Below are 15,070 nucleotides of genomic sequence, written 5' to 3'. Positions count from 1 at the left end.
GTCAATGCGGTGTGGCCGCAGGGTCGGTGGCCGCGTACCGGCGCAACGTCCGCTCGACGAGTTCGCCGGCGGCGCCCGTGTAGCCCGCCGGGTCCAGCAGCCGGGCGAGCTCCTCGTCCGTGAACCGGCCGGCGATCTCCGCCGTCCCCGCCAGCACCTGCGCGAGCGGCCGGCCCGAGGAGGCGGCCTGCGCCGACGCACGGCTCATCACGCCCTTCGCGGCGGCCTTGCCCAGCACCGGCGCCAGCACCGCGGCCAGCCGCTCCGCGACGATCAGACCGCCCGTCAGCTCCAGGTTGACCCGCATCCGCTCGGCCGAGACCTCCAGACCGGCCACCAGTTCTCGCGCCGTGTGCGCGGCGCCCCCGGCCAGCCGCAGGCACTCGCGCAGCGGCAGCCACTCCGCGTGCCAGGCACCGGCCGAGCGCTCGTCCTCGGACAGCATCGCGTGCGTCAGCACACTGGCGTACGCGGGCACTTGCAGGGCCGCCGAGCGGATCAGGGTGGCCAGAGCGGGATTGCGCTTCTGCGGCATGGCCGAGGAGACCCCGCGGCCCGCCGCGGCCGGCTCCGCCAGCTCGGCGGTCTCGGTCCGCGCCAGCGACTGCACGTCCACCGCGATCTTGCCCAGGACCCCGGTGGCCAGGGCCAGCTCATGGGCCAGCGCCGCGACCGGCGTCCGGTGACTGTGCCAGGGCAGCGCCGGCGCGACCAGCCCCGTCTCGGCGGCGAAGAGCTCCACCAGCCGCTCCGCGTAGCCCGGTGACGCGCTGCCGCGGTGCAGCCGCTCGTACTCGACGTAGCCCGCCAGGGTCCCGGCCGCGCCGCCCAGCTGGACCGGCAGTCCGCCGGCCCGCAGTTCCCGCAGCCGGTCCGCCGCCCCGCACACGGCGCTCAGCCACCCGGCGGCCTTGAGACCGAAGGTCGTCGGCACGGCGTGCAGGGCGAGGGTGCGGCCGGCCATCAGGGTTCCCGCGTGCTCGCCCGCCAGAGCGCGCAGCGACCCCGCGATGTGGTCCAGGTCCGCCACCAGCAGGTCCAGGGTCCGGGCGGCCACCAGCATCAGCGCGGTGTCGAAGATGTCCTGGCTGGTGGAGCCCCTGTGCACGTAGTCCGCCGCGACCGGGTCCTGCTCCGCCACCACCGCCGTGAACGCCTCGACCAGCGCCACGACCGGATTCGCCGCGCCGCGGCCGCGTACGGCGAGATCGCGCGGGTCCAGCCGGTCGGCGCGGGCCAGCGCGCTGATCGTCCGGGCCGCCGCCCGCGGCACGTTGCCAAGCCGCGCCTGGGCGCGGACCAGCGCCGCCTCCGCGTCCAGCATCGCCTGCAGCCAGCCGCTGTCGGAGGTGACCGCCTCCGCGGGCGTACCGGCCCGCACCGGGCTGAGCAGCCCGACGTCCACGGCCCACGCCCCGGCGGGAGCTTCTGCGGTGGTGGGTTGGCCGGCTGTCATCGCGTCAGCTCTCCGATCTTCGCGCTGTCCGTGCCCAGGCCCCTGGACAGGCCCAGTACGGCCCGGGCCATGGCGTCCGAGTCCTGCAAGGTCACCGAGTTCACCCCGGGACGTATGCCTGCCGCCGTCGCCCAGTGCACGGCCTCGGTGGGCACGCCGAAGGCGAAGCGGCGCGGGTGCGGTCGGCCGTCGGCGCCGACGAGGTGGAACGGCGCGCCGGTGACGGCGAGTCCGCCCGTCTCGTACACCGCACCGTCCGGGCCGGCGACCTCGTACGAACGGCACTGCCCCGAGTCCAGGAGCCGGCGCAGCAGCGGATCCGCGGTCCGGCGCAGATCGATCTCCGGGAGCCGCGCCTCGATCAGGGCCGTCGCCGCGGTCGTCGAGCCGGGCACCGCGCCGGACTCGACGGTGAACACCGCGGCCCGCGCGTCCGCCGCCGCCCGGACGTCGGGGCCGAGCACCCGCAGCACCCCGGCCTCGATCAGCGCGATGGCCTCCTCGATGCGCCGCGCGGGCGGGCCGATCGACAGGAAGGCGTTCAGCGGCGTGTACCAGCCGTCCAGGTCCAGCCGGTGGGATCCGCCCGCCAGCCCCCCGTGGTCGACGATCAGCCGGATCTCGTTGCGCACGTCGCGCAGCACGTCGAGCGCGGCCTTGAGCGGCCCGTCGACGTTGCCACTGCGGGCCGCCCGCAGATCCTCGCGCAGATGGTCGAGCAGCCAGGCCCGGAAGTCCTCGGGAGAGGCGAACTTCCGGTCCGCGCACGGCTGCGCGATCCGGTCCCAGTCCCAGCGGCTGTCCGCCGCGATCCCGAACTCGTCCAGCAGCTCCCGCTCCTGGGCGCTGCCGTACCCGGCCGCCAGATAGCGGGTGCGCAGCCGCTCGGCCTCCCCCGTCCGGCCCTCGGCGACGAGCAGCGCCGTGTAGTAGACGGTCTCGACCTCCTTGGAGACCAGCGGCCACACCGCCGTACGGAAGTCGATGCCGCCGTGCAGCCGGGACCGCTCGCGCAGCTGCGCGATCACCTCGGCCGTCAGGACGGCCGGCCAGTGGCGGCCGTGGGCGCCCTTCTGGTTGTCGCCGCGCGAGTGGAAGGGCAGACCCCGGCGGGAGCCCGCGACCATCAGCGGCTCGCGGCCCGACGGCTGGTAGACGAGCCGGCCGGCGACCCGCGAGAACCGGCCGCCCCGGCCGTGCGTCAGCAGCGACATGTAGTCGAAGAAGTTCAGGCCGAGACCGAGCAGTGCCACCGTCTCGCCCGGCCGCACCCCCGACAGGTCCACGTCCGCGGGATTGGCGGGCGCGATGTAGCGCAGGCCGTGCGCCCCGGCGAACTCCTCGAACTCGTCCTGGCGGCGCGAGCGGCGCACCGGCAGGTGGCCCTGGGCGAGCGCCACGGCGTCCAGCGGGCCGATGAGCGTGCCGTCGTCGAGCAGGACGCTCTGCGCGCCGCTGCCCGGCTCCTCCTCCAGGGCCACCGCGCGCGCCCGGTGCACCACCGTCGTCACCCGGTCCGGCGCCGTCCTGGTGACCCGCCGGAAGACCCACTCCAGGTAGTGGCCGTAGAACGCGCGCGACGGATAGGAGTCGGGGCCGAGCGAGCGGGCCTCGGCCATCACCCGCCCGTCGTAACTGCGGTCGTCCATCGGGCCCATCAGGACGAGGAACCGCGCCCATTCGTACAGGCTCGGCCCCGGATCGAGGGGCCCCTCGATCTCGACGCTCTCGTCGGTGAACATCGTGACCTGGGAGGCCACCGTGTTCATCAGCAGGTGTTCGGACTGGTCGGTGCGCCACACCTGTCCGGCTCCCGGCGGGTGCGGATCGACCACGTGCACGGTGATCCGGTCCTCGCCCGGGTTCGACGCGGCATTCGCACAGATCCGCTCGAGGAGCGAGAGCCCGCGGGGCCCGGCACCGATGAGGCAGACGTCGAGCCGTCGGGTGGTCATGGTCTCTCCAGTCGTTCGAAAGTCGATGTGCGCCGCAGTCGATGTGCGCCGTGGGCCGCTCAGCCGCGCGCCGCTCAGCCGCGGGCGGCCGCACCACTGAGGTGCAGCCCGCCGGAGGCCCCGACCGGAATGCGCCCCCGGCCCTGCACGCCCCGCGCCAGCGCCGAAGTGAGCTGCGCCGTGCTGGTACGGGGCTGCTGCGGATCGGTGGATCCCAGGTCCCGCAGGGCCTCCACCACCGTCTGGAGCTCCGAGGCGAACTCCGCGAGCACGTCCGCGACGGCCGTGGCGTTGGAGCCGAGGATGTCGGTCCACAGTCCCGGGTCACCCGCGGCGATCCGGGTGGCGTCGCGCAGCCCCTGCCCGGAGAGCCGCAGCTGCGACTCCTGCGCCGGCAGCAGGCGCGCCGACAGCAGGCTCGCCACCAGGTGCGGGGCGTGGGAGGTGAGGGCCACCGCCCGGTCGTGGTCGGCCTGGGCCATCACCACCGGGTGGGCGCCGCAGAGCCCGGCGAGCTCCTTGACCCGGCTGATGGCCGGCTCGCGGGTGAGCGCCGAGGGGGTGAGCACCCACGGCCGGCCGTGGAAGAGGTCGCTCTGCGCCGCCAGCGGCCCCGACTGCTCCCGGCCCCCCATCGGGTGCCCGCCCACGAAGCGGGCCAGGTCGCATCCCAGCTCGGCCGCCTCCCGCTGCGGCCGGGCCTTGACGCTCGCCACGTCCGTGAAGTCGTGGGCCAGGCCCAGCGACTGGTGCTCCTTGAGCACCGTGGCGACATGCTGCGGCGGTACCGCGAGAACGGCCAGGTCGACCGGCTCGCGGGGGACCCCCACCACGCCCGCGCCGAGATCGGCCGCGGTACGTGCCGCTTCGGGGTCCCTGTCGAGCAGATAGGGGACCACTCCCCGGTCCCTCAGGGCCAGCGCGATCGACGTACCGATCAGGCCGGTTCCGACCACCGCCGCACTGAGCATCAGCGGCTGGTCCACAACACAGGGCAGTACTCGGGGTCGCTGTAGTCGGGCGTCCCCTCGGCGGTCCGGCGCACCAGCACGTCGTGGTTGTACGCGACCGGGGTGCCGTCCGAGCGGCGGAAGTCCCGGTACGCGTTGTCGCCGTCCTGGAGGTGGAAGGAGATGGCCCGGCGCGGCCGGTCGCTGACGTTCGCACCGCTGCCGTGGTAGGTGCGGCAGTGGTGGAAGTTGACGTGGCCCTTGGGGATGTGGACCGGGATCTTGACGACCTCCACGCCGTTGTGCGCGGCGTTCTCCTCCAGCATGACGTCCAGTTCGCTGCGGTCGCGCTCCGCGAAGTGCAGCGACGTCGCGTCGTTCTCGGCGGTCTCCTGCCAGCGGTGGCTTCCGTCGACCATGGTGATCGTGCCCATGTCCTCCCCACAGTCGTGGAAGGGGATGAACGCGGTCAGCATCCGCTCCGAGGTGGACGTCGACCAGTAGTGCCGGTCGAAGTGCCAGGGCACGATGTTCGACCGCTCCTGGGCGACCGGCGGCTTGAAGATGAGGGTGGACTGGAAGACCCGGATCTCCTCGGCCTCGGCCAGCCGCGCGGCCACCGCGCCGAGCAGCGGCTTGCGCAGGACGCGCCCGATGGTGTCGTCCTCGTAGTGGATGTAGTCGTTGTGCCGCTGCACCGGGCCGTGCTCGGGCTCCCAGTACGCGAGCTTGGGCGGGCGCGCGGGCAGGGTGCGGTCGCGGTGGCCCGCGTAGAAGTTCTCACTGGCCGACTCCAGGAGGTCGATCTCCTCGTCGGTGAAGATCTTCTTCGACAGGTACCAGCCGTGCTCGGCGTAGAAGGCGACGTCCTCGTCGGTGGGAAGGAGCGCCCGCTCCTCCTCGGTCAGGGTGAACAGCTCGGATTCCTGGACAGTCACGGTGTTCCTTCGCGTACGGGTTCGATGCTGGCTGTGGGGTGGAGCGGGAAGGGCGGCCGCCGGGCGGCGGTCAGGCGGTGGCCTTCTCACGGGCCACGGCCTCGTAGAGCGCCTTGATGTTGCCGCTGCCGAAGGTGCGCGCCCCGTGCCGGTCGATGACCTCCCAGAAGAAGGTCCGCCGCACGTGGAGCGACTGGGTGAAGATCTGGAAGACCTGGCCCCAGTGGTCCTGGTCGACCAGGACGTTGGTGCGCTGGAGGTCCGCGATCTTCAGGTCCGGGCTGCCGAGGCGCTCCTCCAGCTCGGAGTAGTACGTGTCCGGCGTCTCCAGGAAGCGCACCCCGCGGCCCTCCAGGGTCTCGACGGCGGCGACGATGTCGTCGGAGAGCAGGGCCAGGTGCTGCACGCCGGCCCCGCCGTGGCGGGCCAGGAAGCCGTCGATCTGACCGGGCTTGCGGTCGGTCACGGGCTCGATCAGGGTGAAGGTGACCTGCCCGGACGGGCTCTGCACCACCTTGGAGTCCATGGCCTGGTCGCCGACCTCGATGAACTCCTCGAAGATCTCCGTGAAGCCGAAGACCTTCTCGTAGAACGCGACCGTCTCCCGCAGCTGCCCCGCGGGCAGGCAGATCGCCGCGTGGTCCACGGTGCTCAGCACCTGCTGGGCCTCGTCGGGGTCCGGGGCGAAGATGTCCATGACCCCGGGCAGGAAGTCGTCCCGGTCACCGGTCCGCTGGACGAACCGGTGGGCGACGTCCCCGAAACCGAGCACCGAGGCGGTGACGACCTCGGTGCCGCCGCGGCTGTGCACCACGATGTCCTCGACCGCCGTGGCGCCCCGTGCGACGGCCGTCTCGAAGGCCAGCACGGCATCGGTCACCTCGAAGGCGATGTTCGCCACGCCGTCGCCGTGCCGGGCCACGTAGTCGGCCGCGGGGTGCCCCGGATTCAGCGCGGAGGTGAGCACGACGGATATGCCGCCCTGGCGCAGCAGCAGCGAGCGCCGGTCGGGCTGGCCCGTCTCGGGGCCCGCCTGGCCGCACAGCCGGAAGCCGAACGCGGTGCAGAGGAAGAACGCCGACTGCTGGGCGTCCCCGACATAGAACTCGACATGGTCTACGGCCCCGATATTCACGGAGTTCCCTTTCTTCTAGCGCTTGTTGCGCGTGGTTGCCGCACCGAGCAGCAGGCTGACGTTGTGGCCGCCGAAGGCGAACGAGTTGGAGATCGCGGCGCGCACCGGCTGCTCCCGGGCCCCGCCGCGGACGTGGTCCAGATCGCAGTCGGGGTCGACCTCGTCGAGGTTGTGGGTCGGCGGGAGCGCCCCGCGCGAGATCGCGAGGGCGCAGATGGCCGCCTCGACCGCTCCGGACCCGCCCAGCAGGTGGCCGGTCATCGACTTCGTACTGCTGACGGCCGGGGACCGGTCGCCGAACACGGCGCGTACGGCCCGCGTCTCGGCCACGTCGCCCAGCTTCGTCGAGGTGCCGTGCGCGTTGATGTAGTCGATGTCGTCGGGCACGAGCCCGGCCGTCGCGAGCGCCCCGCGCATGCTGGCCGCGGCCCCCTCGCCGTCCGGACGCGGCGCCGTGGGCCGGAACGCGTCGGTGGTGGCGCCCCAGCCCAGCAGGTCGGCGTAGCCTGCCGCGCCGCGGGCGTCCGCGTGGGCGGCCCGCTCGACGACGAGCACCCCGGCCCCCTCCGACAGCACGAAGCCGTTGCGGCGGCGGTCGAAGGGCCGGCTGGCGGCCTCCGGGTCATCCCAGCCGTGGGCCAGCGCCCTGGCATGGCCGAACGCGAGCGCGGAGGTCGGGTTGAGCGGCGCCTCGGCGCCGCCGCAGACCACCACGTCGGCCTCGCCGTAGCGGATCAGCCGGGCGGCCTCCGCGACGGCGTGGGCACCGGCGGCGCACGCCGTCGCGATCGCCGAACTCCAGCCGCGTATCCCGTACTTGATGGCGATCCGGGCCGCGGCCATGTTCGGCAGCATGCCGGGCAGCAGGTACGGGCTGACGGCCGTCGGGCCGCGCTCGGCCCGGGCCAGCGACTGTGCCTCGTACGTCGTCAGGCCGCCGGCGCCGCTGGAGACGACCACCGCGACCCGGTACGGGTCGACGTCGCGGCCGACGACGATGCCCGAGTCCGCCAGGGCCTCGTCCGCGGCGGCCAGCGCCATCAGGGCGTACCGGTCGACCAGCCGGCCCTCGCTCGGCGGCAGCACCTCACCGGCGGCGATGTCCGGGGCGATGCCGGCCACGCCCACCGTGCCGTCGAGCAGGTGGCCCTGCGGCGGCCTGCGCAGCCCGGACTTGCCGTGGCACAGCGCGTCGAAGGTGTCCGCCGCGCCGCGGCCGAGGGGGGTGAAGGTGCCGACGCCCGTGACGACGGCGGCCGAGTCCGCGCCGCGCCCGCTCATGCGGCCACCGCCGAGGCGTCCGTGCCCAGCAGCTCGCCGTCGAGGAAGCGGCTGCGCAGCAGCACCTTGCGGACCTTGCCGGTGGGCCCGAGCGGGATCCGCTCCGGGCTGACGACGATCACGCGGTCGACGGTGCCGGCGACGTGGGGTTCCAGCGCTGCCAGTACCTCGGCACTGCGGTCGGCCTGCTGGTCGGCGTGCTCGTCGAGGACGAGCAGCACCGTGGAGGTGACCTCGCCCTCGGCCCGCACGGCGACGACGGTGCACTCCCGGATGTCGGGGCAGGCGGCGAGGATGCGCTCCTCGGACAGCGCGGTGTACAGCTTGTGCCCGTTGCCGAGGTCCACCGCGTCCACCGCCCGGTCGACGTGGTAGAAGTACCCGGCCTCGTCGCGGAAGACGAGGTCACCGGTGAGGAAGTAGCCGTCCCTGCGGGTGCGGTAGGTGGTGACCGAGTCGTTCCAGTAGCCGAGCGCGAGGGTGGGCGCGGCGATGGCGAGCTCGCCGACCTGGCCGGGGCCGAGCTTCTCCCCGTCCGCGTCGAAGATCGCGGCGTCCGTGAAGGCGTGCGGCTTGCCGATGCAGCGGCCGTACCGGTCGGTCTCCGGGGTGTGGGTGATGAAGAACTGCGAGTGGCCCATCTCGGTCGAGCCGAGACCGTCGACGAAGTACGAACCCGGGCGGCTGGTGCGGCCCTTCGCACTGACGGAGGCACGGTTGCCGACGGCGATGAGCTTGCGCACGTGCGCCTCGTGCGCGCAGTCCCCGGTGTTCCACCAGACGTTGACGGAGTCCAGGCGGCGGGCCGCGAGGTCCTCGCCGGCCAGCTCCGACCAGGTCGCGGCGAAGCCGAGCACGCTGTGCGGCTGCCAGCTCTCGATGGCGTCGAGCACCGCGGCGCCGCTCTGGTCCGACACCAGGCCCAGCTCGACCCGGTTGGCCAGCGCCAGGTTGACGGCGATGACGGTGGCCGCGTGGGCCGCGGGGAGCGCCCCGAGCATCCGGTCGAGCCCCTGGCCCTTGGGCAGGGAGAGCCGGTGCCGGATGGAGGCGAACAGGCTGTGGTGGGAGTGCGCCACGGCCTTGGGCAGCCCGGTGGTCCCCGAGGAGTGGGTGATGACCACGGGCTCGTTGGCGTGGTGACGGTACGGCTTGGGGGCCGCGGCCGGGTCGCCCTTGCCGAGCTCCGACGCGTCGGGCAGCAGCGGCGTCTGCGCGTCGTGGCCCTCCAGCACGGCCCGGTGGGCGGAGTCGGTGATGATGCCGACCGCGCGGAGCCGCTTGATGTACTCGGCGGCGGTCTCACCGGCGACCTTGCCGTTGACGAGGGCCGGGATCGCGCCGAGCCGGGCCAGCGCGAGGTAGGACAGCACCTGGTCGGCGGCGCAGGACACGAAGACGGCGACCGGGTCCCGGGGCTTGATGCCCAGCGAGTGCAAGGCGGCGGCCCGGGCGGCGACCCGCTCGCCGAGCTGCGCCAGGGAGAGGGGCTGCCAGGCCGGATGCCCGTCCACCTCGGTGTCGAAGGTCAGGGTCGGCTGGTCGAGGCCGGCGCCCCGAGCGACGAGCGTGGTCAGCAGATTGCCGATGCCCAGCGCTTGGTCGGCCGCGAGTTCCGCGCGCTCGTTGTTCGGATTCATGCCCCGGTGTCTCCACTTTCTGAGTCTGGTCTGTCTGGGTGCTGGGCGGCTCCGGCGCTGCTGCGCACGCGCCTGGCCGGGGTGTCCGCGGTTCCCCGCCGCCCGCTGTCGCAACAGACGGGCGGACAGGGGAGCGGAACGCCGGACACGGTGCGGCTACTGGACCGCGACGGCGGCGGAGGCGCGCTTGACGATCTCCTGGACCAGGCCCGAGACGGTCAGCAGGGCGACCGTCTCCATCTCGTCCTCTTCGAACTTCACGCCGTAGCTGTCCTCGACCTGGATGGCGATCTCCGCCACGGAGAGCGACTCGAGGTCGAGACCGGCGGGGCCCAGCGGGGTGTCGCCGGTGACATCCGTGACGTCGTAGTTCATGTTCTTGAGCGCCTCGATGACGAACTGGTGGACCTCTGCGGACATTTGATTGACTCCTGTTCATGGAACGGCAGCCGGGAGTGGACCCGGACAAGGTGACGGTGCTCTGGTGCACCACGGACGGGGACGAGCGCGCGGGGGCGCACCGGCTGCTGCTGCAGCATGCGGCCGCGCTCCTGGACGTCCCGGCGTCCGAGATCTGGGTGGAACACGAGCCGGGCGGGCGCCCGTTCCTGGGCGGCGCCGGCAGGGGGCTCATGGTCAGCGTCAGCCACGCTCGTGGAGTGCTGGCCGTCGCGCTGAGTGGCGGTTGCCACGTGGGGGTCGATGTGGAAGTGGTACGTCGGCTGGGCGTCGGCCCGCTGGCGCGGACCTATCTGGATCCTGTCGAGGCGGAGTGGGTCTGCGGCCTGCCCGAGGAGGCGCAGGCGACGGGTTTCCTGTGGCTCTGGACGCAGAAGGAGTCGGCGGGCAAGGCGCTCGGCCAGGGGCTGCGCGACGGTGGCATGAGCCGCCGGGTGCCGCTGCCCGGGTCCTGGCCGCCCGCGGACGCGGGCCCGCCCGTACCCCGCCCGCTGCCCGGCGCGCCGGACATCCGGTCGGCGGCCACCGTCACGGGCGCAGGACGGTTCGTCCTCGGTGTCGCCACCCACGGCGAGCGCGGCGACGGTGGCGTGCCCGTTGTGGTGCGCCGGGTCGACGGTCCGCCGGCCGGCTAGGCCGGGCGGGCCTCGGCCATGGCGCGGGCGGCCGAGCGGAGCGTCTGCGCGTTCCGCACGGGCTTGCCGGTGGCCGTCCGGGGAAGCTCGGTCAGCACGTGCACCGTCCGGGGCCGCTTGTAGGCGGCCAGCCGGGTGGCGAGACATTCGGCGAGTCCGTCGGACACCGACTGCTCCGTGACCGTCACGTAGGCCTCGATGCCGGTGCCGTGCACCACCACCGCGTCCGTGATGCCGGGCAGTGCGCAGATCGAGGCCTCGACCTCCGAGAGGTCCACCTTCAACCCGCCGACCGAGACCTGCGAATCGAGCCGGCCGTGCACGGTCAGCAGGCCGCTCGTCCCGTCGAAGGCGCCCGCGTCCTTGGTGTACAGCCATCCGTCGACGTACCGGGTGGGGTCGATCCTGCCGACGTACGGGGAAGCCGGCAGACCCAGCAGGATCTGTTCGTCGTCGATCCGGACCCGCATGCCCGGTACCGGGGTCAGCCCGGCGCCGGTGCCGGCCAGGTCGGTGGCGATCACACCGGTCTCGGTCATGCCGTACATGGCACCGAGTCCGGCGTCGTAGCCGTTGGTGAACCGCTCCCGGACGGACGCCTTGATCAGCTCGCCCCCGGTGATCATCTGGCGGAGCTGGGGCGGCCGGGCCGGCGACTGGGAGGCGGCCAGGAGGGCCGCCTGGGACGGGACGCCGAGGAGGGTGGTCGGTTCGGGTCCGGCCGCGACCGCCTTGAGGATGCCGTCCAGGGTCTGGCTGGTGGGCAGGACCACCTGGGTCCCGCTGGCGAGCCCGTACAGCAGCCCGCCCACCAGACCGAGGACGTGGACGATGGAGGCCAGGACTACGGTCCGCTCGCCCCGGCGGGGAAAGCCTTCCAGCTGTCCGTACCGGTCGATCTCCTCCAGGAGGCTGCCGACGGTGCGGCCGATCACCTTGGACGGGCCGGTCGAACCCGAGCTGAGCTGGAGCAGGGCGTGCTCGGTGGCGGCCGGCCGGCCGGCCCGCAGCGGGGTGAGGCGGGTGTCCACCCGGTGGAAGCCCCGCAGCGCTCCGGTGGCCTTCTCCGTGGCCTCGATGACGAGTTGGGGGGCGAGCCGGGCGATCGCCTGGCCGACCTCGTGGGAGGTCAGCCTGTGGTCGAGCAGGATGACCTGGGCGCCGGCCCGCCAGCCGGCGAGCATCGCGACGATACAGCTCAGCGACGGTGGCAGACGTACGGCGAGGCAACCGCCGGCGGTCAGTCCGGCCGTTCCGTACTCGGTGTGCTGAGCCACGACCAGCTCCCGGAGCGCCGCCCGGCTGACCGGGGCGTCCAGGTGCAGGACGATGTCGCGGCCGTCCCCTTGAAGCAGTATGTCGTCGACCCAGGCGCCGTCGACGCAAACGGGCCTGTTCGGCACCGTTTCCCCCACTGAAATCCCCACCCATCCCATTCTTGAGTACCCGGCGCCGACGCGGAACAACAGTGTTCTGAAATCGTTCGGGTAACCGTGTCGCGCTTTCGCTTGGCGGCGACGGATTCACCATTGCCTAGTACTCATGAGTAAGCAAGCGAACAAAAGTGATCCTCGCAACAGCCCGGTAGTGGACGAATGGTGGCGTATTTTCGATCCCTACGGGCACGCCGAATGCCCCGTTCGCCCGTGCTGGCTCGGGTCGAACGGGGTGGCTTGAAATGCAGAATGGCTAAATATGCCTGCCGGGGACTCCGGAACGATGAACTCCCGATGTCGTGAAGTCCTGTACCCGGGGCGCCCCCATCAAGGCCATGACCTCGTCGAACTCATCGATGAGCCGCTGGAGCACCCCCGCCGCGCCCGGGCTTCCCGAGTGGGCCAGGCCCCAGAGCACCGGGCGCCCGACAAATACGGCATCCGCGCCGAGACATAGAGCTTTGGCTATATCGGCGCCATGTCTGATGTTGCCGTCTAGGATGATCGGACAACGGCCCGAAATTGCATTCGCTATTTCGGGCAGACAATCCGCGGCGGGTCTCGCGAAGTCCAGCTGGCGGCCGCCGTGATTTGAGACGACGATTGCGTCGGCTCCGTACTTGATGGCATATTCGGAATCTTCGGCGGTGAGTACGCCTTTGAGCACCAGCGGAAGCGTCGTCCGCTCCCGCAGCCACGCCAGGTCCTCCCAGGTGATGGAGCAGTCGAACTGCTCCCTGGAGTGGCGCGCGATGGCGGACTCGCCGGGTCTGTGTCCGTGGGCGGCGCTCATCGCGGCCGGGTCCACGTTCACCGCGCGGATGCCCGCCGGGACGGAGAACCCGTTGCGCGCGTCCCGCGGACGGTGCGCGACTCTGGGGGCGTCCACCGTCAGGACCAGCGCCCGGTAGCCGGCCGCCTCCGCCCGCCGGGCCAGCGCGGCCAGCAGTTCACGGTCCTTCAGCCAGTAGAGCTGTAGCCACAGTGGCCCGCTCGCCGCGGCGGCGATGTCCTCCAGTGAGCGGCTCGCGAACATGCTGACGGTGAACAGCGCACCCGTCTCGCCGGCCGCCCGAGCGGTCGCCACCTCTCCCTCCGGGTGCGCCAGTTGGTGGTACGCCATGGGGGCGATGCCGAGCGGGGCCGAGAGCGGGGAACCCAGCAGGGTCGTCCGCGGGTCGCAGTGGGAGACGTCGACGAGACAGCGCGGCCTCAGCTGGATGCGGTCCAGGGCCTCGCGACCCGCCGACAGCATCGATTCGGTGCCGCTGCCCCCTTCGAGGAAGTCCCACACCGGGGCGGGCAACCGCTCCCTGGCAACGGCCTCGTACTCTCGCAGTGTCAGTGCCACCGCAGGTCAACCCCCTTGTTCTGCTTCGGTCTTGCCAACCAACCGCACGACCGTCCACCTACCCTCGCATACTGACCGCACGGTCGTCCACTTTCTTAGTACACTGGGCTCCGGAGGCGTCGGGGGAGACGCTTGCGAAGTGACGTGGGGGGACCCGACAGCCCAAGAACGAGAAGAGGTCGACCATGACAGCGACGCACGCCGACGGGCGGATCGCACGCGGGAACCAGACGCGCCAGCTGGTCCTCAAGCGCACCATCGAGATCGCGTCGGTGGAAGGCCTGGAAGGCCTCTCCCTGGGTCGCCTGGCGACCGAGCTCAAGCTCAGCAAGAGCGGGGTCTTCGCCCTGTTCGGCTCCAAGGAGGAACTCCAGCTCGCCACGGTCCGCGCGGCCATCAAGGTCTATCTCGAGCACGTGGTGCAGCCCACCCGCGAACTCCCGCCCGGCCTGAGCCGGTTGTGGTGCGTCTGTACGGCCTGGCTGAAGTACTCCGAACAGCGGGTCTTCCCCGGAGGCTGCTTCTTCTACTCGGTCTCGGCCGAGTACGACGCCCGCGAGGGCAAGGTGCACGACACGATCGCCTCCGCCCGTGCCAATTGGTTCTCCTTCCTCGGCCAGACCGTCGAGGAGGCCCAGCGGGCGGGCGAGGCGCAGGAGGGGATCGACATCCCCCAGCTCGTCTTCGAGATCGTCGCGCTCCTGGAGACGGCCAACGCCGAATCCGTCCTGCACAACGACTTCACCTGTTACGAAAAGGCAGCCAAGGGCATCCTGACCCGCCTGCGCGGCGTGGCGACCGACCCGGCGCTGCTTCCCGAGACACCTTGACCTCCGCCCGCCGTCCACACGGTCGCGGGCGCGGCCCGGCCCGGAGAGACCATGCCATTCGATCCACAGTTCCAAGCCCTGTACGACCAGCGGGGCGCCCAGGGCGTCCGGCCGCTCTACACCATGACCCTGGAGGAGGCGAGGGCCGCCGATCTCGCCGCCATCCAGGCGGACGCGGGCGAGCCCGAGCCGGTGGCGGAGGTCGTTGACGCGGTCCTCCCCGGCCCCGGCGGGCCGCTGCCCGTGCGCGTCTACCGGCCGTCCGCGCAGGGCCCGCTGCCCGTACTCGTCTACTTCTTCGGCGGCGGGTGGACCCTGGGCAGCATCGAGACGAGCGACGCGATCTGCCGCAGCCTCACCAACGCGGCCGGCTGCCTGACCATCGCCGTGGGCTACCGCCTGGCGCCCGAGCACAAGTTCCCCGCGGCCGTCGACGACTGCTTCGCGGGCGTACGGTGGATCGCCGAGCACGCCGGCCGGTACGGCGGCGACGCCTCCCGGATCGCCGTAGGCGGAGACAGCGCGGGCGGCAACCTGGCCGCGGCCGTCACCCTCAAGGCCCGGGACACCGACGGTCCCGCCCTCGTCGGCCAGCTCCTCGTCTACCCCAACACGGACCACCTCGCGGACACGCCCTCCCGCCGGGAGAACACCGACCCGCTCCTCTTCAACGACAAGTCCGTGCACTGGTACTGGGACAACTACCTCACCACCCCCGAGGACGGCGCGCACCCCTACGCCTCCCCGCTGCGCGCCGCCGACCACAGCGGACTGCCCCCCGCGCTGGTGATCACCGCCGAGTACGACCCGCTGCGCGACGAGGGCGAGCAGTACGCCGACCGCCTGCGCGAGAGCGGCGTGCCCGTCGAGTCCGTACGCCACGCGGGCGTCACCCACGGCTTCTTCGCCATGGCGGGCAGCCTGGACGCGGGCCGGCTGGCCCAGACCCAGGCGGCCGCCCATCTCCGCAAGGTCTTCACCGACGCCGCGACGAAGGGCTGAGC

13 protein-coding genes are annotated in these 15,070 nt (G+C 72.3%); 3 read left to right on the top strand and 10 right to left on the bottom strand.

Annotated features, from left to right (window positions below; translation table 11 throughout):
- Position 1 precedes the first annotated feature (1 nt).
- The 8 genes from ACZ4TG_RS36840 to ACZ4TG_RS36805 form a co-directional block, all read right to left on the bottom strand.
- Complete coding sequence (locus ACZ4TG_RS36840; RefSeq protein WP_468172345.1) at positions 2 to 1,456, bottom strand: nitrosuccinate lyase; 1,455 nt, start codon at positions 1,454 to 1,456, stop codon at positions 2 to 4.
- Positions 1,453 to 3,411: an FAD/NAD(P)-binding protein gene (locus ACZ4TG_RS36835; protein ID WP_468172342.1), complete on the bottom strand. Its 1,959-nt coding sequence runs from the start codon at positions 3,409 to 3,411 to the stop codon at positions 1,453 to 1,455. The genes ACZ4TG_RS36840 and ACZ4TG_RS36835 overlap by 4 nt, the downstream gene beginning before the upstream one ends.
- Before the next feature lie 74 nt (positions 3,412 to 3,485).
- The gene (locus ACZ4TG_RS36830; RefSeq protein ID WP_468172339.1) at positions 3,486 to 4,382 is read right to left on the bottom strand and encodes a prephenate dehydrogenase; all 897 of its coding nucleotides are present in this window, start codon (positions 4,380 to 4,382) and stop codon (positions 3,486 to 3,488) included.
- Positions 4,382 to 5,299 (bottom strand): phytanoyl-CoA dioxygenase family protein, encoded by a 918-nt coding sequence (locus ACZ4TG_RS36825; protein WP_468172336.1) that lies wholly within the window; start codon positions 5,297 to 5,299, stop codon positions 4,382 to 4,384. Before ACZ4TG_RS36825 ends, ACZ4TG_RS36830 begins: the two co-directional genes overlap by 1 nt.
- 70 nt (positions 5,300 to 5,369) lie before the next feature.
- A complete protein-coding gene (gene hppD, locus ACZ4TG_RS36820) occupies positions 5,370 to 6,434 on the bottom strand; it encodes a 4-hydroxyphenylpyruvate dioxygenase (protein ID WP_468172333.1) in 1,065 nt (354 codons plus the stop codon).
- A 15-nt stretch (positions 6,435 to 6,449) separates the two neighbouring features.
- Positions 6,450 to 7,715 (bottom strand): beta-ketoacyl-[acyl-carrier-protein] synthase family protein, encoded by a 1,266-nt coding sequence (locus ACZ4TG_RS36815; RefSeq protein WP_468172330.1) that lies wholly within the window; start codon positions 7,713 to 7,715, stop codon positions 6,450 to 6,452.
- The gene (locus ACZ4TG_RS36810) at positions 7,712 to 9,355 is read right to left on the bottom strand and encodes a class I adenylate-forming enzyme family protein (protein WP_468172327.1); all 1,644 of its coding nucleotides are present in this window, start codon (positions 9,353 to 9,355) and stop codon (positions 7,712 to 7,714) included. The genes ACZ4TG_RS36815 and ACZ4TG_RS36810 overlap by 4 nt, the downstream gene beginning before the upstream one ends.
- A gap of 156 nt (positions 9,356 to 9,511) precedes the next feature.
- Positions 9,512 to 9,775, bottom strand: coding sequence for an acyl carrier protein (locus ACZ4TG_RS36805; protein WP_468172324.1), 264 nt, complete (start codon positions 9,773 to 9,775; stop codon positions 9,512 to 9,514).
- A gap of 17 nt (positions 9,776 to 9,792) precedes the next feature.
- Between ACZ4TG_RS36805 and ACZ4TG_RS36800 the strand changes: the two genes are divergently transcribed.
- On the top strand, positions 9,793 to 10,449 hold the full coding sequence (locus ACZ4TG_RS36800; RefSeq protein WP_468172321.1) for a 4'-phosphopantetheinyl transferase family protein: 657 nt from the start codon (positions 9,793 to 9,795) through the stop codon (positions 10,447 to 10,449).
- Here ACZ4TG_RS36800 and ACZ4TG_RS36795 read toward each other — a convergent pair.
- A complete protein-coding gene (locus ACZ4TG_RS36795; protein ID WP_468172318.1) occupies positions 10,446 to 11,876 on the bottom strand; it encodes a class I adenylate-forming enzyme family protein in 1,431 nt (476 codons plus the stop codon). The genes ACZ4TG_RS36800 and ACZ4TG_RS36795 overlap by 4 nt on opposite strands.
- A gap of 262 nt (positions 11,877 to 12,138) precedes the next feature.
- Positions 12,139 to 13,236: an alpha-hydroxy acid oxidase gene (locus ACZ4TG_RS36790; RefSeq protein ID WP_468172315.1), complete on the bottom strand. Its 1,098-nt coding sequence runs from the start codon at positions 13,234 to 13,236 to the stop codon at positions 12,139 to 12,141.
- A 185-nt stretch (positions 13,237 to 13,421) separates the two neighbouring features.
- Here ACZ4TG_RS36790 and ACZ4TG_RS36785 point away from each other — a divergent pair, with 185 nt between their 5' ends.
- Together ACZ4TG_RS36785 and ACZ4TG_RS36780 are read left to right on the top strand one after the other, a co-directional pair.
- Positions 13,422 to 14,066, top strand: coding sequence for a TetR/AcrR family transcriptional regulator (locus ACZ4TG_RS36785; protein ID WP_468172312.1), 645 nt, complete (start codon positions 13,422 to 13,424; stop codon positions 14,064 to 14,066).
- A 51-nt stretch (positions 14,067 to 14,117) separates the two neighbouring features.
- A complete protein-coding gene (locus ACZ4TG_RS36780; protein WP_468172309.1) occupies positions 14,118 to 15,068 on the top strand; it encodes an alpha/beta hydrolase in 951 nt (316 codons plus the stop codon).
- Positions 15,069 to 15,070 lie beyond the last annotated feature (2 nt).

This window comes from Streptomyces sp. NPDC028314 (assembly GCF_055565795.1).
Note: the sequence above shows the minus strand (reverse complement) of the source record. Positions and strands in the feature narration are given on the sequence as shown.